This is a genomic window from Sporosarcina luteola (genome assembly GCF_023715245.1).
Classification (GTDB): domain Bacteria; phylum Bacillota; class Bacilli; order Bacillales_A; family Planococcaceae; genus Sporosarcina; species Sporosarcina luteola_C.
In genome coordinates this window covers 1,482,895-1,501,671 of record NZ_JAMBNV010000001.1, presented here as the reverse complement: position 1 = coordinate 1,501,671, position 18,777 = coordinate 1,482,895, and the positions used below count along the sequence as shown (strand labels likewise).

General features: G+C 45.3%; 18 protein-coding genes. 6 read left to right on the top strand and 12 right to left on the bottom strand.

Annotated elements, in window-relative coordinates; all coding sequences use genetic code 11:
- Positions 1–124 precede the first annotated feature (124 nt).
- Positions 125–406, top strand: a complete 282-nt coding sequence (locus tag M3152_RS07095) for an alpha/beta-type small acid-soluble spore protein (protein ID WP_251694473.1) — start codon at positions 125–127, stop codon at positions 404–406.
- A 467-nt stretch (positions 407–873) separates the two neighbouring features.
- Here the strand turns inward: M3152_RS07095 and M3152_RS07090 are convergent, their stop codons facing one another.
- Together M3152_RS07090 and M3152_RS07085 are read right to left on the bottom strand one after the other, a co-directional pair.
- Complete coding sequence (locus tag M3152_RS07090) at positions 874–1,632, bottom strand: SDR family NAD(P)-dependent oxidoreductase (RefSeq protein WP_251694472.1); 759 nt, start codon at positions 1,630–1,632, stop codon at positions 874–876.
- Positions 1,619–2,563 carry an MBL fold metallo-hydrolase gene (locus tag M3152_RS07085; protein WP_251694471.1) on the bottom strand — a complete coding sequence of 315 codons (945 nt, stop codon included), beginning with the start codon at positions 2,561–2,563 and terminating at the stop codon, positions 1,619–1,621. Before M3152_RS07085 ends, M3152_RS07090 begins: the two co-directional genes overlap by 14 nt.
- Before the next feature lie 174 nt (positions 2,564–2,737).
- Between M3152_RS07085 and M3152_RS07080 the strand changes: the two genes are divergently transcribed.
- The 4 genes from M3152_RS07080 to namA all read left to right on the top strand — a co-directional run bounded on the left by M3152_RS07080 (position 2,738) and on the right by namA (position 7,182).
- Positions 2,738–3,877: an SPFH domain-containing protein gene (locus M3152_RS07080; protein WP_251694470.1), complete on the top strand. Its 1,140-nt coding sequence runs from the start codon at positions 2,738–2,740 to the stop codon at positions 3,875–3,877.
- 18 nt (positions 3,878–3,895) lie between these two features.
- Entirely contained in the window at positions 3,896–5,014 is a 1,119-nt protein-coding gene (locus M3152_RS07075) for a hydrogenase maturation nickel metallochaperone HypA (RefSeq protein ID WP_251694469.1), read from the top strand.
- Positions 5,015–5,327: 313 nt separating this feature from the next.
- Positions 5,328–6,140, top strand: a complete 813-nt coding sequence (gene proC, locus M3152_RS07070) for a pyrroline-5-carboxylate reductase (protein WP_251694468.1) — start codon at positions 5,328–5,330, stop codon at positions 6,138–6,140.
- A gap of 22 nt (positions 6,141–6,162) precedes the next feature.
- A complete protein-coding gene (namA, locus tag M3152_RS07065; protein WP_262173304.1) occupies positions 6,163–7,182 on the top strand; it encodes an NADPH dehydrogenase NamA in 1,020 nt (339 codons plus the stop codon).
- Positions 7,183–7,224: 42 nt separating this feature from the next.
- Here namA and rnz read toward each other — a convergent pair whose 3' ends face one another.
- Genes rnz through mce form a run of 6 tightly spaced genes read right to left on the bottom strand, consistent with a single transcriptional unit; the run spans position 7,225 to position 13,009 of the window.
- Positions 7,225–8,163, bottom strand: a complete 939-nt coding sequence (gene rnz, locus M3152_RS07060; RefSeq protein WP_251694467.1) for a ribonuclease Z — start codon at positions 8,161–8,163, stop codon at positions 7,225–7,227.
- 9 nt (positions 8,164–8,172) lie between these two features.
- Entirely contained in the window at positions 8,173–9,363 is a 1,191-nt protein-coding gene (locus tag M3152_RS07055) for a DNA polymerase IV (RefSeq protein ID WP_251694466.1), read from the bottom strand.
- 60 nt (positions 9,364–9,423) lie between these two features.
- Entirely contained in the window at positions 9,424–9,894 is a 471-nt protein-coding gene (locus tag M3152_RS07050; RefSeq protein ID WP_251694465.1) for a chemotaxis protein CheW, read from the bottom strand.
- 3 nt (positions 9,895–9,897) lie between these two features.
- The gene (locus M3152_RS07045; protein ID WP_251694464.1) at positions 9,898–11,025 is read right to left on the bottom strand and encodes a M20/M25/M40 family metallo-hydrolase; all 1,128 of its coding nucleotides are present in this window, start codon (positions 11,023–11,025) and stop codon (positions 9,898–9,900) included.
- A 30-nt stretch (positions 11,026–11,055) separates the two neighbouring features.
- Positions 11,056–12,603, bottom strand: a complete 1,548-nt coding sequence (locus M3152_RS07040) for an acyl-CoA carboxylase subunit beta (protein ID WP_251694463.1) — start codon at positions 12,601–12,603, stop codon at positions 11,056–11,058.
- Complete coding sequence (mce, locus tag M3152_RS07035; protein WP_251694462.1) at positions 12,590–13,009, bottom strand: methylmalonyl-CoA epimerase; 420 nt, start codon at positions 13,007–13,009, stop codon at positions 12,590–12,592. Before mce ends, M3152_RS07040 begins: the two co-directional genes overlap by 14 nt.
- A gap of 113 nt (positions 13,010–13,122) precedes the next feature.
- Here mce and prli42 point away from each other — a divergent pair, with 113 nt between their 5' ends.
- Positions 13,123–13,218, top strand: a complete 96-nt coding sequence (gene prli42, locus M3152_RS07030) for a stressosome-associated protein Prli42 (protein WP_251694461.1) — start codon at positions 13,123–13,125, stop codon at positions 13,216–13,218.
- Positions 13,219–13,250: 32 nt separating this feature from the next.
- Here the strand turns inward: prli42 and M3152_RS07025 are convergent, their stop codons facing one another.
- From M3152_RS07025 to M3152_RS07010, 4 genes are all read right to left on the bottom strand, one after another.
- Positions 13,251–13,691, bottom strand: a complete 441-nt coding sequence (locus M3152_RS07025) for a BrxA/BrxB family bacilliredoxin (protein ID WP_251624480.1) — start codon at positions 13,689–13,691, stop codon at positions 13,251–13,253.
- A gap of 114 nt (positions 13,692–13,805) precedes the next feature.
- Entirely contained in the window at positions 13,806–14,855 is a 1,050-nt protein-coding gene (gene meaB / locus M3152_RS07020) for a methylmalonyl Co-A mutase-associated GTPase MeaB (protein WP_251695266.1), read from the bottom strand.
- A 32-nt stretch (positions 14,856–14,887) separates the two neighbouring features.
- Positions 14,888–17,041 carry a methylmalonyl-CoA mutase gene (scpA, locus tag M3152_RS07015; protein ID WP_251694460.1) on the bottom strand — a complete coding sequence of 718 codons (2,154 nt, stop codon included), beginning with the start codon at positions 17,039–17,041 and terminating at the stop codon, positions 14,888–14,890.
- Positions 17,038–18,711 carry a methylmalonyl-CoA mutase family protein gene (locus tag M3152_RS07010; protein WP_251694459.1) on the bottom strand — a complete coding sequence of 558 codons (1,674 nt, stop codon included), beginning with the start codon at positions 18,709–18,711 and terminating at the stop codon, positions 17,038–17,040. The genes scpA and M3152_RS07010 overlap by 4 nt, the downstream gene beginning before the upstream one ends.
- Positions 18,712–18,777 lie beyond the last annotated feature (66 nt).

Here is an 18,777-nt window from a genome sequence, read left to right as displayed (position 1 = left end):
TTATTTGTTTCATTTCGTTTAGTATAACATGTTGGACTGCTAATGCATTCCCAAACCGTATCTCAATTCATCCATTATCATTTTTCACTTTCGGGAAAGACTACCTGTTAAAGGAGATGAATGAATGGCACGTAACAACAATCGTATTTTCTTCCCCGAGGCACGTAAACAAATGGATCAACTTAAAGCAGATGTTATGAAAGCAAAGGGATATACCGTAGATAATGAACAACCAGATTCGGTTAAATATGAAGTCGCAAAGGAACTGGGTATTCCCCTTTCGAAAGAGTACAATGGAAAACTGACATCGGAACAAGCGGGAAAAATCGGTGGACCAATCGGTGGAAATATGGTCAAGGAAATGGTCCGATTAGCTCAAGAACAACTAGCAAAGGATAAAATCTGAAAATAAAAAAATAATTTATAAAAGATGTTTATCACATAGTTGTGAGGGGTATTAGTAGAGTACAAGGCAGAACGAAAGTGGAGGAGATCGATTGTCGATTCCACGGAGATTTGCACAGCCTTGGCGGAAAATTTGCTTTACTGGCAAGTGGAACACTCGTCCGGGGATAGTTATTATTGCTCCGGCCACTTTGGTACGGTAAGAGGTAGGTTTTTTGTGGAAGTGCAACATGAGGCTGACACTCAATTGGGTCGATGAAATGAAGGCCAGACTTAGGAAAGTCAGAGGTCAGTATGATCAGACTGCACTGACGGGCGTTTAAGGTTTGTCAGGAAGAACAGTTTGAAGCAAGTGAACAAACAATCAAATTTTCCGGTGCGGAAAGAAGAGCATGGTCCGAAGTTTGGATCATGCTCTTTTTATTCGTTTATGGAGCTTTTTTGCAGGTTTACGCTTTTTCAGCTTATTTATTTTTTCATGAAATACCTACGTCCAACATTTTCCACTATTCTCGGTGTGAGTGCGTACATTTTGCTTGTAATCCCCATGATACCGGGCAGCTTAATTTCACGGACGGGTTTTGCGATGGTTTGGACGACCGCATCTGCAACAGTGCCGACTTTCAAAAGATGCTTGCCGAGCGATGAACGATAGTTTCCTGTTCTGTCTGCACCATCTATGAACGGCGTGTCGATCGGACCCGGATGTATGACAGAAACATTGATGCCGAATGGCGCGACTTCCATGCGCAGCGCGTTTGTATATCCGATCAAGGCATGCTTGGATGCTGCATATACAGAAGCCTTTGGCGTCGCTACTTTTCCGGCTTGCGAACCAATGTAAATGAGATGCCCTTCCTGTTGTTCCATCATCTGAGGAAGGACGCGCTTCGTCAGTTCAACAGGAGCAATGAAATTAGTATCCATCATTGAGCGGATCGCTTCGTCAGAGAGTAGATGCGCTGCTTCAAAATGTCCTACTCCAGCTGAAAAAATGACGATGTCCAATGGGCCGGTCTGTCCCAATAGGCTTTGCATCTCATCTTTATTTGTAATATCAGCAGGAATTGCAATTGCCCCTTCGTTCTGCAACTCCCAAAGTTTGTCCGGAGCCCTTCCAGTTGCAAAAACGGTGTATCGGTCGGTATTTGACAATAGCCGCATTGCAGTTGCATACCCGACACCGCTCGTTGCCCCAGTTATTAAAACTGTCTTACGTTTGTTCATAATACAAAATACCGCCTTCGCCAACTATTTCATGCACAAGTCCTTTAGATACTAGATAATCCGTTTGCCCGATTGTTTCGGATAAGGTTAGTCCGAGTTCCTTTTCATAGACAGTCGGGAATAATCGTTGAGTCAGCTCATAGATTGTCTTGCTTCCGTCATCAAACATTGCGTGTACTTTCATAGCTCGTTCATACTGTTTCTGAAGTCTTGACTCTATTAGAGGATGAACATTTCGAACTTCATTTCCATGACCGCCGTAAACGATGCCGATTGGCAGTTCTAAAAGACGTGTCAATGAAGCATTGTATTGCAATAATGATTTCGGACGATCCGCTTCACGGTTTGCAGGAGGTTCGATCAAAGGATTGGACGATACTTTTTCTAGAACAAGGTCTCCCCCAATCATCTCACCCGTCTTTTCATTGAAGAGTACAATATGGCTTTGAGCATGTCCAAGTGTTTCCATAACAGTCCAGCCCGGATGCCCTGACCACTCGTCGCCTTCCCCAATTGTCCGATCCAGTGTCCTGTCCCCCATCAACCGTATTGGCCGCTTCATCTTTTCCACCCAATTGAAATAGCTTTCTGGTACTCCTTCTTCTTTTAGGCATTGCAAATAAAAACGGTCATGGTATTCCATGAATGACTGATCCCTTCTCAGCCAAAGGTCGTTATACGGATGACCGATCAACTCTGCCTTTTCGAAAGCATCCATCCAACCGGCATGATCCGGGTGATGATGCGTCAAAATGACTTGCTCTATATCATTGAATGTATAACCGATTTCGTTAAGACCGCGTTTTAGAGCCTCATAAGCTTCGGGTGTTTTAGGGCCTGCGTCGACTAGCGATAAGGCATCCCCTTTAACGACGAATGCATTGACATCGCCAACAGCGAACGGCGTCGGAATTTCGATTTTATGTATCATATAGGTAAACTCCTTCAAGTTCCATCCGTTTTTATAGTAATGAATGGTTATTCAGTCTATTGTACCTCTTTTCCAAAGTCTCGTCACTCTTGATAAAACCACTTTCTTGAAACCTTTAATCACATAATCCGTAGTATACTATAATAACGATAACTTTTTTGTAGGAGGATGCATATGGGGATTTTTAATTTTTTCAAAAGCCAATTCATCGAAGTCATAGAATGGACGGACCAAAATACCAATACAATGGTGTACCGTTTTCCTGTACAAAATAATGAAATTAAAATGGGGGCGAGCTTGATCGTCCGCGAATCGCAAGTAGCTGTATTTGTGAATGAAGGGGAGATTGCCGATGTATTCACACCTGGGCATCATGTTTTATACACGCAAAATATGCCTGTATTGACGAAACTTAAATCTTGGAAAACCGGTTTCAATTCCCCGTTCAAAGCTGAAGTCTATTTTATAAATACGAAGCAGTTCATCAATCAAAAATGGGGAACTTCCAATCCGATTATGATGCGAGATGCAGATTTCGGAATGATCCGTCTGCGGGGCTATGGCATTTATTCATACAGAGTTTCCGATGCTGCCGTTTTCCTAAGGGAGCTATTCGGCACAAACAGTTCTTATGAAACAAGCAGCATTGAAAATCATCTAAAGAAGATGATCCTTTCGGGATTGACGGACCTATTTGCAGAATCGCAAATACCTGCGCTTGACCTTGCCATGTATTACGACGAACTAAGCACACAAGGCAGAGAGAAAATGAAAGAGCGCTTCGCAGAATTCGGCTTCGACATCACTTCCCTTTATATAGAAAACTTGTCCCTGCCAAAAGAAGTCGAGGAGGCTATGGACAAGCGGACAACAATGGGTGTCCTAGGGAATATGAGTGCGTATACCCAATACCAGGCCGCAGAAGCGATCCGTGAAGCAGCACGAAATGAAGGCGGCGGCATGGCAGCAACAGGAGCTGGCATCGGTGCTGGCGCTGCAATCGGAAATGCAATAGCTGGAGCTTTCACTGCGAATCAGCAGACAGCACCTTCCGCAGAAGCGGAAAAAAAGGCTTGCCCGCACTGCCAGGCGCAAATTAAGACGACTGCAAAATTCTGTCCGGAATGCGGAAATTCCGTTCAGGAGAAGAAAGTTCCTTGCGTCAATTGCCAAGCGCAGATTAAAGAAGGAGCGAATTTCTGCGGAGATTGCGGCGCAAAACAAGTGACTGAGAAGAAATGTGCAGGATGTGGCGCAAACAATGGCCCCGCTTCAAAGTTTTGTGGAGATTGCGGAGAGGGCCTTGATGGCTAATCGTGACGGGGTGATGGGATGACGAATGTGGAGAATGAATTCGTTAAAGATGGGATAATTGAAGAAACTGAAGTGAATCAATGTAATTCCTGTGGAGGAAATACAGTGTATGACCCTGTTTCCCGCGGTTTGAAATGCCCTTTTTGCGGGACTGAGGTAGAGATTGAAGCGACCCGTGAAAATACGACCGAACATGACTATTTGGATGCATTGGATCAGGCGGATCATAGTTGGAGCAACGAGAAACGGGTATTCAAATGTGATAATTGCGGAGCGGAAACTCTTTTGGACAATGATAAAGTTGCCGATTTCTGCACCTTTTGCGGTTCTTCTCATATTGCAGTCACGGATCATGATGCAGGTATTAAACCCGCATTGGTGCTTCCTTTTCAAATCTCGAAGGATGAGGCTATGGAGAAATTCAAAAAATGGATCTCCAAACGATATTTCGCTCCTTCCAGGTTGAAAAAGGATTATGAGCTGAAAAAGATCAATGGAGCCTATATCCCTTATTGGACGTTTGACTCACATACCAAATCCGCTTATACAGTTAGGATCGGCACATATTATTATGTAATGGAGACTCGGACCGTTCATCGCGACGGCAAGATGGAGCAAGTTACAGAGCAGGTCAGGAAAATCAGATGGCGCACCAAATATGGGACCTATACTAATTTCTTCGATGATGTATTAGTAAAGGCGTCACGCAATGTCGCCTCCGGCTTGATTGATAAAGTGGAGCCATTTCAACTTGAAGGCTTACTGGATTATAGAACAGAATATTTATCGGGCTTCCTCGCAGAGCGTTATTCGATTCCGTTAAAAGAAGGCTGGTTTTCAGCTCGTAGCATTATCGATCATAGGATACGGAATGGCATATTACGTCAGGAAACTGGCGACGAAGTGCGAATTGTGCAAGTGGATACATCATATGACGACATAACTTTCAAGCATGTTTTATTGCCGCTATGGATATCCTCCTTCACCTTCAACAATAATGTATACCGGTTCCTTGTGAATGGCCAGACGGGAAAAGTAAGCGGGAAAGCCCCGATCAGTGTGTGGAAAGTCATGTTCATCGTTCTGACGGCTGCCCTTCTCGTAGGCACCGTTTATCTATTCCAAGATGTATTGTAATCGTTGACTTTTGTTTGACAACATGCAATAATCACTATAATTCTCAATACAAGAGCGTTGAAGAAGACAAGTAGAGGCAGTGAAGGAAACAGGAAAGCCGGCCATCGACTGAGAGCCGCTATCCCTCTCCTGCCCCGAACCTGCTTCTGAGCTGCCATGGAAACATGGCCGTCCCTTTCACGTTACGAAAGCTAGTAAGTTGTGCTGGATTGACTCTGGCAAATTTAGGTGGTACCGCGGAAACATGCGTTTTCGTCCTGATTGTATCGGGACGGGAGCGCTTTTTTTTATTCACACGAAAGGACGGATGAGGATGGGAAAGATTGTGTTCGTAGGAGCCGGCTCCATGGCGGAGGCGATCATTGCTGGTATACTTGCTAATGAAGTCATGCTGCCTGCTGATATATATGTAATGAATAAATCGGATGATGAGAGGCTTGCCCACATGCAGAAAACGTATGGGGTTTCTATCGTCTGTCGGGATCGAAACGCATTGCAGAATGCAGAACTTATCGTGTTGGCGACGAAACCGAAAGACATTAAACAAGCGATGGATGATATTTCCAATTACATCAATGATGATGCGGCTGTTTTATCCGTAATCGCCGGCGTGTCGATCAATACGATTGAGAATGGCCTAGGCAATCGCCCTATCGCCCGTTCCATGCCAAATACTTCTGCCGCCATTGGAAAATCCGCAAGCGGTGTTTCAATGAATGCTTTAGTGGATGTAACTATGCGAAACCGTATTTTAGAACTGCTGTCATCCATTGGTGTTGTGAAAGAAGTGGATGAGGATGAGTTACATATAGTGACGGCTTTATCCGGCAGCGGCCCAGCATATGTTTACTATTTGGTTGAGGCATTGGAAGAAGCCGCAATTGCAAATGGGCTTTCCAATGAAGTGGCACGCGAGCTGATCATCCAGACGTTCGAAGGGGCTGCCGCGATGTTACGGCAAACTGGCGAAGAGCCTGAACAGTTAAGGAAGAATGTGACAAGTCCAGGCGGTACGACAGAAGCCGGATTGAAGGCTCTAGAAGCTCGTTTATTCAAAGAGACGATTCATGACTGCCTACTAAGTGCGGAAAGGCGTTCGCGGGAACTGGGCGCACTATCTCAGTGACAAGAAAGAGGAGGTAATTGAATTGGCAAAATTATTTACACCTTATACAATTCGCGGGGTAGAATTTAAAAATCGGATTGTCATGGCACCGATGTGCATGTATTCAAGCCATAACTTTGATGGCAAAGTCGAGGATTGGCATAAGATCCATTATGCCACCCGTGCTGTCGGGCAAGTTGGGCTCATAATCGTGGAAGCGACAGCTGTATTGCCGGAAGGCAGGATTTCAGATCGCGACCTTGGCATTTGGAGCGATGACCATGTGGAAGGACTTTTCGAAATTGTCCGCCTCATGAAACAGCATGGAGCTAAGACTGGCATCCAGCTGGCGCATGCAGGAAGAAAGGCTACAGTGGAAGGCGATATTTATGCGCCAAGCGCCATACGCTTCAATGAACAATATAAAACGCCCGTCGAAATGTCGCTTGCGGAAATCCGGGAAACGATTGACGCTTTCAAGGATGCTGCGATCCGGGCAAAGAAAGCAGGATTTGACGTCATCGAATTGCATGCCGCCCATGGTTATTTGATCAATGAATTCCTTTCGCCGTTAGCAAATAAGAGAACGGATGAATATGGAGGTCCTTCAGAAAATCGTTACCGCATTTTGCGAGAAATCATCGATTCTGTCCGCTCAGTCTGGAAAGGACCTTTATTCGTACGGATATCTGCAGAAGATTACGTGGATGGCGGGATGTCGACTTCCCAATATATTGAAATGGTAAATTGGATGAAAACGCAAGATGTCGATTTGATCGATGTAAGCTCTGGTGCGGTCGTTCCGGCGAAGATTGATGCATATCCTGGCTATCAAGTGCCGTTTTCCGAACAGATTAGAAAAGAAACCGGTCTTGCAACAGGTGCAGTCGGTTTGATCACGACGGGGTTGCAAGCTGAGGAGATTTTAAAGAATGGTCGAGCAGATGTCGTTCTGCTAGCACGTGAACTGCTCCGTAATCCGTATTGGCCTTATTCTGCTGCGAAGGAATTGGGCGTGGAAATCGAGCCGCCTAAACAGTATGATCGTGGATGGACCTATTAAATCTAGAAAAGCTGCCGCTCGTCAATAATGACTGCGGCAGCTTTATTTTTTTATCAACTGTTCGTTTATCCACTCGAAATGGCTGAAGTCTTCTGCAATATGGATATTCGGGAAAATAGCGCTGCCCTGCTTTTGTAGATTGGCAATATCGGCTGGCATGAAGCGTGCGCTAATATGATTTGCGATAAGCACCTTCACCTCAGCCTCTTCAGCTGTCCGTGCTGCATCGCCTATTGTTGAATGTCCATATTCTTTAGCTAGGTCTCCGGTTTCGTTGTCGAAAGTGGCTTCATGGATGAGAATATCAGCTTCATTCGCCAATTCTACAGCCGATGAACAGTATCTTGTATCCCCGAGAACAGCTACTGTAAACCCACTTTGCGGTTCACCTGTCACGTCGTCGCTATAAACGATACGCCCATCGTCCAGCTCGACGTCTTCCCCATCTTTCAATCTTTTCAACATAGGCCCTTTTGGAACTCCGGACTCGAATGCTTTTTCTACAAGAAGCTTGCCAGGCAAGGGCTTCTGCTCGATTCTAAAACCGTAACATTGGATAACATGCTGGAGTTCTTGTGTATGCACTATGAATTGATCATCTTCATAGAGTACGCCTTCTTCAATCTCTTCAATTTTCAAAGGGTACGTCAAATGTGTTTTCGTTACACGAAGAGTGGTCAAAATCCATTCTCTAATACCTACAGGTCCGTAAATGACCAATTCTTCTTCGCCGCCCAAAAACGAACGGGATCCAAGGAAACCGGGCAACCCGAAAATATGATCGCCATGCAGATGTGTAATGAAAATCTTATTTATTTTCCGAGGTTTTATGGATGTCCTAAGCAGTTGATGCTGAGTCGCCTCTCCGCAGTCAAACATCCAATAGCCAGCTTGCTCTTCCGATAGGTTTAGGATCAGTGACGATGTGTTTCGTTGCTTTGAGGGCATGCCGGCTCCGGTTCCTAAGAAAAACAATTCCAATTCGATTGCCTACCTTTCTCCCAGCCCCCGTTTAACGGAGTTTGGACCGAATTTATTCTCGAGCTCCGAGACGAGCTCATCCATCTTCGCTTCTTTAGCGTATTTTTCGTAGTTCTCGAATGATAATTGCTCATTCAATTCACTCATCGGAATAACATTCGAAACAGTAATCCCTAGAAGCCTTATCGGATCCCTTTCCCAATGCCGTTTAAATAGATCAGCGGCTTCTTTGTATAAGTCTTCCGCTTTATAAAGCGGATTAAGTACTGTCCTGCTTCTCGTGAAATTTCGCCAGTCGGACGTCCTGATTTGGATCATGACGACCGTACCAGCCAGCTGCCGCCTGTCTAATCGCTGAGCGACATTTACAGACAACCGCTTAAATATTTCAAGGCATGCAGACAGTTCCGTTTCGTCTACCGGCAATGTCGTTGAGCTGCCGACACTTTTTCTTTCCTCCGCCGCATCTGGATCGACTGGTCGGTAATCAATTCCGTTTGCCCGGTTTCGTAGTCGGGTTCCGTTTTTTCCCATTGTGGCTTTGATCAATGATTCGTCAGCTTTCGCCAAATCCCCGATTGTCACAATGCCCATTACGCTCAAACGTTTTTCAGTGCTCTTGCCAACCCCATGCATTTCAATAACAGGCAGCGGCCATAAAACATCCGGCACTTGCCTTTTACGCAAGATGGTAATTCCCATCGGTTTTTTCATATCTGAAGCAGTCTTCGCCAAAAACTTATTCGGAGCGATTCCAATGGAGCATGGTAAGTCCAATTCATTAAGAATTCTCTGTTGCATATGCTCTGCAATTTGAACGGCTCTCGTCAACCCACCGATATTTGTTATGTCAATATAGGCTTCGTCTATCGACACAGGCTCAACCAGCTCGGTATATGAACGCAAAATCGAAAAAACAGCATTGGAAGCCAATCGATACTTTTCATGGTCGGGTGGCACGATGACAAGATTGGGACAAATCCTTTTCGCCTCGCCGACTGACATTGTGGTGTAAATGCCGAGCGCCCTCGCCTCGTATGAGCAAGTGACAAGGATGCCCCGCCGCTCTCTTGGATTTCCAGCAACAGCCAATGGTATCCCTTTCAATTTCGGATCATGCGCTTGCTCGACGGAAGCGAAAAAACTGTTCATGTCAAGATGAAGAATGACTTTCGTCTGTGCATTCGGGACAGATGTCATTTGCCTCACCTCCATCGCTTCGTTCAAAAAACCGGATGGATGCAACCATCCGGTTCTACATCATTTATCTATCATTGTTTGCACATATTGCCCGATTTCATCCATCCCCGTCAATGTACGAGAAAGAATTTCAGCGTCGACAACGGTGATCATCCGATCTTCCAAATTTGCGACCGTCTTGAAATATGGCGTTTTTGAATAGGCCATCAAGCCGGATGAAGTCAATTTACTTTCAGGGATATCCAATATCTCTTTAGCGTCAAGAACTAGCAACCCAATAAATAGCTTTTCGGTTTGAACGACAACAATCCTAGCATTCGGATCATCTTTTGCAGAATTTCCGTAAAGAATTTGCTGAAAGTCCAAAATCGGAACCAATTCACCTCTGATTTTCATCAATCCTAACATGTAATCGGGCAAATGCGGAATCGGATTTATCCGTTCCAGTTTTTCAATCGAGACGACAGTATCGACAGGCAAAGCGTATTCCTCTTTACCGCATTGAATGATAACCGTTTTCATATCGCTCATCACTCATACCCCCTTAGTCGACGCTACGCGTACAATTTCAATTAATAATTCAGTGAGTTTATTCAATTCTTCCACTGGCATCCGTTCATTTTTCGTATGGATTTCCTCATAGCCGACCGATAAAGTCACAGTTGGCACGCCTGCTCCATTGAATACGTTGCCGTCGCTTCCGCCGCCGCTTGTCATAAGTTCCGGCTCTCTGCCCACGTTACGGATTGCTTCCATTGCCGTTTGCACAACTTCCGCATGTTCATCGAAGCTGAAGCCTGGATACATAAGTTTCAATTCTGTTACAGCAGTACCGCCCATGGCAGCCGCCGTCTTTTCAAACGTTTCCACCATATGGGCAGTCTGTTTCTCGAGCTTTTCAGAATTGATGGAACGGGCTTCCGCTAAAATCCTAACTTCGTCACAAACGATATTCGTCGCCTGTCCGCCCTCGAAACGGCCGATGTTGGCCGTCGTCTCCGAATCTACGCGTCCGAGCGTCATCGCTGCAATCGATTTGGCAGCGATATTGATTGCTGAAACGCCTTTCTCAGGCGCAACTCCAGCATGTGCCGTCTTTCCATGAATCGTCGTCCATAGTTTAGCCTGATAAGGGGCAGCAGTCACAATGCCGCCCACTTTCCCATCACTATCGACAGCATACCCATACTTCGCTTTCAGTAGAGATGGGTCCATCGCTTTGGCTCCGACAAGTCCACTCTCTTCTCCCGCGGTAATGATGAATTGAATATCCCCGTGCGGTATATCGTCTTCCTTCAACACTCTAGCCATTTCAAATAAAGCGGCAATTCCAGCTTTATCATCCGCTCCTAAAATCGTCGTGCCATCCGAATAAATATATCCGTCCTCACGCAGTTCCGGCTTGATCCCTTTTCCGGGAACGACCGTATCCATATGGCATGTAAAATAGATAGGATGTGCACCTTCGATAGTGCCCTTCAATGTTGCGATCAAGTTTCCTGCACCATGTCCAGTAACATCTTTTGTGTCGTCTTCAATAACTGCAAAACCGAATCTCTCAATTTTCTCTTTCAAAACAGTGACAATTCTATCTTCATGTTTCGTTTCGGAATCAATTTGTACAAGCTCAAAAAACTCATCCAATAGACGTTGTGCATTCACTATGCATCTCTCCCCTTCGTATTCGATCCTTTATAATGGTATGTTACCGTGCTTTTTCTTTGGTCTTGTCTCTTGCTTATTCCTCATCATTTCAAGCGCCTGCAATAGTTTGATGCGTGTCTCCCTTGGATCGATCACATCATCTACCATCCCGTGGGAAGCAGCGACGTACGGGTTTGCAAACTTCGCCCTATACTCTTCGATTTTGTCGGCTCTCGTCGAATCCGGATTATCGCTATTTGCAATTTCACGTGCAAAAATGATGTTTGCTGCCCCTTCCGCCCCCATGACGGCTATTTCTGCATTCGGCCATGCATATACAACGTCCGCGCCGATTGCCTTCGAGTTCAATGCAACATATGCGCCCCCGAATGCTTTTCGCAAGATGACCGTAATTTTAGGAACGGTCGCTTCCGAATAAGCATAAAGGATTTTCGCTCCATGCCGGATAATGCCCCCATGCTCTTGCTTCACTCCCGGGAAGAAGCCTGTTACGTCTTCAAACGTGATCAGCGGGATATTGAATGAATCACATGTGCGTATGAATCGGGCAATCTTATCAGATGAATTGATATCCAGCCCTCCCGCCATCACTTTCGGCTGGTTGCATATTAACCCTACAGACTCGCCTCTCATCCGTGCGAAACCGACAACTGCGTTCTTCGCAAATTCCGCCTGCACTTCGAGAAATGAATTTTCATCGACAACTTGTTCGATGACTTTACGTACATCGTAAGGGCGAATCGTTTCGTAAGGGACGACATCCGCCAGATCGTTTCGATAGTCTTCCTCCGACGTTGTATCGAGCATTGGAGTTTTTTCATCATTGTTTTGCGGAAGATAGGATAGCAGATGACGCACTTGTTCCAAAACCGTCTTCTCATCTTTGCCGCGGAAATGGGCGTTCCCGCTAATTGAATTATGTACTTTTGATCCACCTAAATCTTCAGATGTGATTTTTTCACCTGTCACCGTTTCAATGACTTTCGGACCTGTGATGAACATTTGGCTCGTTTCGTCCGTCATGAATACAAAATCGGTGATAGCAGGGGAATAGACCGCCCCACCTGCACATGGCCCTAAAATGACAGAAATTTGAGGGATGACTCCTGAATAAATCGCATTTCGATAGAAAATTTCACCGTAACCATCGAGTGATACGACACCTTCTTGAATACGCGCGCCTCCTGAATCGTTTAAACCTATGAATGGTGCGCCATTCTTCGCGGCCAAGTCCATGACGTTCGCAATTTTCATGGCGTGCATTTCTCCTAGAGCGCCGCCGAAAACAGTGAAATCTTGTGAGAATAAATAAACAGGACGTCCGTCAATCTTCCCGTATCCTGTCACGACGCCGTCTCCTGGCCCAATCTGCTTGTCCATGCCAAAATCACGAGTCCTATGTATGACGAAAGGATTCAATTCGACAAATGAACCTTCATCCAGCAAAAGATTGATCCGTTCACGGGCTGTCAACTTCCCTTTTTCATGCTGTCTGGCGATCCGTTCATCTCCTCCGCCTAGTTCGATTTCCCGTTTCCTATCGTATAATTCATTGATTTTATCATAAATGTCCATTCGGCTTATCCCCTTTGTCGCATAATTCATACAGCACTCCGAAAGATGACTTCGGATGCAAGAAGGTTACTTCTGCACCGCCTGCGCCCGGCTTCGGCTCCTCTTGCAGTAATTGCACGCCTTTTTCCTTCAACTCTTCCATTCTTGTCCGTATGTCAGAAACACCGAATGCAATATGATGGATGCCTTCCCCGCGTTTCTCAAGGAATTTCGCAATCGCCCCATCTTCTCCGATCGGCTCAAGTAGCTCGATTTTACAATTGCCAGCATCGAGAAAGGCAACTTTGACTTTTTGACTTTCAACCTCTTCAATTCCAAGCAGTTTCAACCCTAATGTTTCTATGTAATATGGCAGCGCATTCTTCAAATCTTTAATGGCAATTCCGATATGATCCACTTTTTTCATTTGAACGCCTCCTTCAATCCATTGTAACGTTTTCTAATTAAATCCGCTACATCTTGAGAATTTTAGGGAATCTGTTAAAATGGAATTATCTATAACGCGAGGAGATTTGTCCGATGAGCAATAAAAAAGTACAAAAAGTCGTTGTTTATTTAATGATTGCCGCTATGGTCGCTTCAACTGTCCTGATTGGTTTGAGCGTTCTTTTATAAGTACAAAAAAACAGTCCCGAAGGACTGTTTTTTTATATTTCTTCGCAATGTTCTTCAAATTGGCTTTGAAGGTTTGTGACGACGGACATCGGATCATGGCCTTCAATTTCATAGCGTCCGACTTCCGCAACAACCTTTCCGTCTTTCAATAAAGCAAATGATGGAGATGAAGGAAGATGGTCTTCACCGAAAATCATGCGTGCATATGCAGTCGCTTCCTTATCTTGACCCGCAAAAACAGTAACTAGGTGATCCGGACGTTTATCGTAATGAACAGCATGTGCTGCAGCAGGACGCGCAATTCCGCCTGCACATCCGCAAACGGAGTTCACCATGACGAGAGTCGTGCCTGGTCGTTTGAATGCCGCTTCCACTTCCTCGGGCGTTGTCAATTGCTCATACCCGCTTGCTTCCATTTCAGACCGTGCTTGCTTCGTAATATCTTCCATATAAAAGTTGAAATCCATAGTCATTCGGATCGGCCCCTTTCAAAATATAATTTCATCATAGCAGTTGACTGTTACACTTGCAAAAAACCGGATTTAGAAACATAGTTGACTGGTTTGACGAACAACCATCCATTGAAGTCACTTCATGGGAAGTATTTTATCAACTGCACTTGCAACTGTCATTTCACCTGTAAGCAAGTGTTTTTCAAGTTCGGTAACCAACTCTTTTTTCCCTTGCTGCGAAAAGAAACTATCGATCAATCGATCCCTTATCATTGAATGGAACCAATCTTTCGTCTGGGACTGCCTTCTTGCTCTCCAGACTCCGCTTGCCTCCATTTCGTCCTGGAACGTTTTTATTGTTTCCCACACTGTTTTAAAGCCGGTGCGTTCCAGCGATGACACAGGCAATGCAGTCGTCGTCCATCCTGGGGTTGCCGGCTGGAGGAAATGGAGAAGTTGGCGGTACTCCCTTACCGTCTTACTAGCGAGTTTAACGTTATCTCCATCAGCTTTGTGGACGATCATACAATCAGCCAATTCCATGATCCCTTTTTTCATGCCTTGAAGCTCATCACCTGCACCTGTCAAAACGAGCAACATGAAGAAATCGACCATTCCCCTAACAACGGTTTCACTTTGGCCGACGCCGACCGTTTCAATGAGAATGATGTCATATCCTGCAGCTTCGCATAGCAGCATCGTTTCACGCGTCTTTTTATGCACGCCACCGAGAGTCCCGGAAGACGGCGAAGGACGGATGAAGGCGTTCGGATGTTTTGCGAGTGCCTCCATTCTTGTCTTATCGCCTAAAATGCTCCCGCCTGTCACTGTTGAACTCGGATCGATTGCAAGCACGGCGACCTTATGTCCGGCTTCAGCCAATTGAAGTCCAAACGTTTCTATGAATGTACTCTTTCCCGCACCGGGTACTCCAGTGACGCCGATCCGAATGCTATTTCCTGTATTTGGCAGCAATCTCTTTAATAATTCCTGCCCCGCCTTCTGATCCGGTTCCGCCTGGCTTTCCAGAAGGGTAATTGCCTTTGATAAGTGCAGTCTTGAGCCTTTGCTGATTTCTTCATACAAATTATTGATGTCGATATTTTTTTCTATTCTCACAAATCGTTTGCGCTTTTGTGCCACCATGCCATCATGCTGCGACTCAATGCCGTTCATTACATGCATTGCGCTGTCGTTCTGGAAGTGTTCCTTCTTGCTCAATCCATCACTTCCTCGTACCCAAGCGCGCGATAGATGTCCTCTATCACTTTTTGCGCTGCAACAGGTATGACCGTTCCCGGACCGAAAATGGCCGTTGCACCATTTTCCCGCAGGAAATCATAGTCCTGTGCGGGAATGACTCCACCGACAACAATCAGGATGTCATCCCTTCCGATTTTCGACAGCTCATTCCGCAACTCTGGAACTAGCGTCTTATGCCCAGCAGCAAGCGAACTGACCCCAATCACATGGACGTCATTTTCCGCCGCCTGCAAGGCAGTCTCTTCCGGAGTTTGGAATAAAGGACCGATGTCGACGTCAAATCCTAAGTCGGCAAATGACGAAGCAATCACTTTCGCCCCTCGGTCATGGCCGTCCTGCCCCATTTTCGCAATGAGGATACGGGGACGCCGGCCTTCATTTTCCAAAAACTCCTCAGCCATCGCTTTCACTTCCTGGATTTCATCCGAATTCGAGAAATTCGAACTATAGACGCCGCTTACAGATCGGATAACCGCTTTGTGTCTACCGGATACTTTCTCGATTGCATCGGATATTTCTCCGATTGTCGCCCTTGCACGAGCTGCATTTACCGATAGCGCCAGTAGATTTCCGTTTCCATCGCGCGCAGCCTCTGTCAGTGCTTCCAAAGAGGCGGTTACATTGGCTTCATCACGCAATTCTTTCATCTGATGAATCCGAGCAATTTGTTTTTGTCGTACGACGGAGTTGTCGATCTCCAATATATCGATAGGCTCTTCCTTTTCAAGCCTGTATTTATTCACACCGACAATCGTTTCCGTGCGGGAATCGATTTTCGCTTGACGTTTGGCAGCTGCTTCCTCGATTTTCATCTTTGGCAAACCGGTCTCTATCGCCTTTGCCATGCCGCCCAAGACTTCGATTTCCTCAATCAGCTCCCATGCTTTTTCCATCAAGTCAGCGGTCAGCCTTTCTACGTAATAGGAACCGCCCCAAGGATCGATTGTCTTCGTCATATTCGTTTCCTCTTGAAGGAACAATTGGGTGTTCCTTGCTATCCGTGCAGAGAAATCCGTCGGCAGTGCTATCGCTTCATCGAGTGCATTCGTATGCAAGGACTGTGTATGTCCCATTGCCGCAGCATTCGCTTCCACCAATGTGCGAGTGACATTATTAAAAGGATCCTGCTCCGTCAAACTCCACCCTGATGTCTGGGAATGTGTCCGCAATGCAAGGGATTTAGGATTGGACGGATTGAAAGACTGCATCATCTGCGCCCAAATATTGCGTGCCGCCCGCATTTTTGCGATTTCCATGAAGTAGTTCATTCCGATCGCCCAAAAGAAAGATAGACGCGGTGCGAATGAGTCGATGTCAATTCCCGCTTTCAATCCGGTACGAACGTACTCAAGCCCGTCTGCCAGTGTATAGGCAAGCTCGATATCAGCCGTTGCTCCCGCCTCTTGCATATGGTATCCCGAAATCGAAATCGAGTTGAATTTCGGCATGTTTTTGGAAGTGTACTCAAATATATCGGCGATGATGCGCATCGACATTTCCGGAGGGAAAATATAAGTGTTCCTAACCATATATTCTTTCAAAATATCATTTTGAATCGTACCTGCAAGCTTTTCCGGAGTTACACCTTGCTCCTCTGCCGCAACGATGTAAAAGGCCATTATCGGCAAAACTGCACCATTCATTGTCATCGAGACGGACATTTGATCAAGGGGAATTCCGTCAAATAGGATTTTCATATCTTCTACAGAATCGATTGCCACTCCCGCTTTTCCGACATCACCTGTCACCCGGGGATGATCTGAATCATAGCCACGGTGAGTTGCCAAGTCGAAAGCTACCGATAAGCCTTTTTGTCCCATCGCCAAGTTTCTTCTATAAAAAGCATTACTTTCTTCGGCTGTAGAGAAACCGGCGTATTGACGCACAGTCCACGGCCGTGCGACGTACATCGTCGGGTATGGACCTCTCGTATTCGGAGCGAGGCCCGGCATGTCACCTAAATGAGAAATGCCTTCAACATCTTTAGTTGTGTAATTTGACTTGATTGAAATACCTTCATTCGTAAGAAAAGGCGTTTCGTTTACACAAGGATTTACAGCTGTAATCAGTTTGTTGATGTCAACTTTATTGAAGTCAGGTTTTTTCATTTCCGGGTCCCTCCTTGCCACGAATTGAGTACGTTCTGTAATTTCTCTATTTTGTCCTGGCCGCTGAAAATCAAGCCATTGAGGCCCAGTTGCTCCCATTTGTTCAATGTTTTTTCATCGAATTTCCCTGCCACATCCAGCATGATTTCCGTTGGCAGCTTTCCAAGGAGACTTTCCATTCCGGCTGATACAATTTCATCATTTCCACAGACAATTACATATTCGGGTTTTTCACTATCCAACCATTTGATTGCTTGTTCAATACTATCGAAAGCAGGACTCCAACTGCTATCGATTCCGCCGGAAGCCAAGAAACTAGTTACGAAGTCCGCACTAGGCTTAAAGTCTTTCAGTTTGCCGAAAGTCAGTATTATGGTTTTCGGCTGATTTTCATTAAATGATTGACGGAGTTTTTCAAACGGCTCTGCCAGACGAGCTACTGGATATAAGCCACTCCAATCATCAAAATTCGTCGTTGTAAGATCAGCGTACACATTCGTTCCGATAAGTACTCGTTTACCTACAGCTGTCTCTTTTTGAAGTTTTACTAAGTTTCCCTCTAACTGGCCGCCTTCAAGGAATTTATCGATACCGCCTTTGCTCTCGATTTCCAGAAACAGTTTCCATGATTTTTCTACGAGTTCTTCTGTCAGTTGTTCAATAAAATAAGAGCCACCAGCAGGGTCAAGAACTTTTTCAACATGCGTTTCTTCTTTTAGAACGAGTTGCATATTTCGACTATGTCGGATGGAGCTTGCATTGGGTCCAGTCAATATATTATGCGGATGTGCTTGAATCATATCAGCACCGCCCAAAACAGCGGCGAATGTTTCATTTCCCGCTCGAAGAAGGTTGACGTACGGATCGAGCTTTGAAAAAGAACGTAGAGATGTTACTGCAAATACGGGTATGAATGGTGGTTCTTCAACATCATAAGCTTGTGCGAACGCTTGCCATAACACTCGAAAAGCACGAAGTTTAGCGATTTCCATAAAAAAATGAGTGTCAATCGGAAAACGGACGAAGAAGTTGTTTGTGAAACTATGAAAACTGTCCGAGCTTGCTGCGATTCGAGAAGCTTCTGCCAATGCGATTGCCAATTCTGTGACTGCATCAGCGCCTTGATGGTGAACTTTCCATAGGTCTGACCCTGCTGTCCGGATATTTGTATAACCAACAGGCATGATCCAATCGTCCACTTGAATAATTCCCGTTACTTTCTCGCGCACCTCATGATGGACAAAATCAAATGCCCTTAAAATCGTGTCATCATTACGGACGTTGAAAAGAAATACTGGATATTCAGCTATATATGAAGACAATTGTAATAGCTGATCGTCATTCCAATTAAACTGATGAATCCCGTCATATACGATAGCTTCATTCCCTTTTTCGATTGAATCTTTCAATTGTTCCAGGAACTCATCACCACTGTAAGCAATAGTTTGCTGTGCAATGATCCAACCGGCATTCCGTTTCATGGATCGGACGATTGATGAGCTCTCGAGGGCAGGCCTTTCAACGTAAAGAGGTTCAAGATCAAAGCCCTCTAATGTTGATGTTTTCATTTTTTCATAGGGCTTCCCTTTCAGGGAGTCGACAGCAATTTTTTTCCACTGTTTAAAATCCGCTTTTTCAAATTTCGTTTTTTTCATATTATCAATTGTCATCTAGCTTGCTCCTCTCATATTGAGCATAGTAGTAGGCTTTCAGGCCATCCATAAAATATGTAAAGT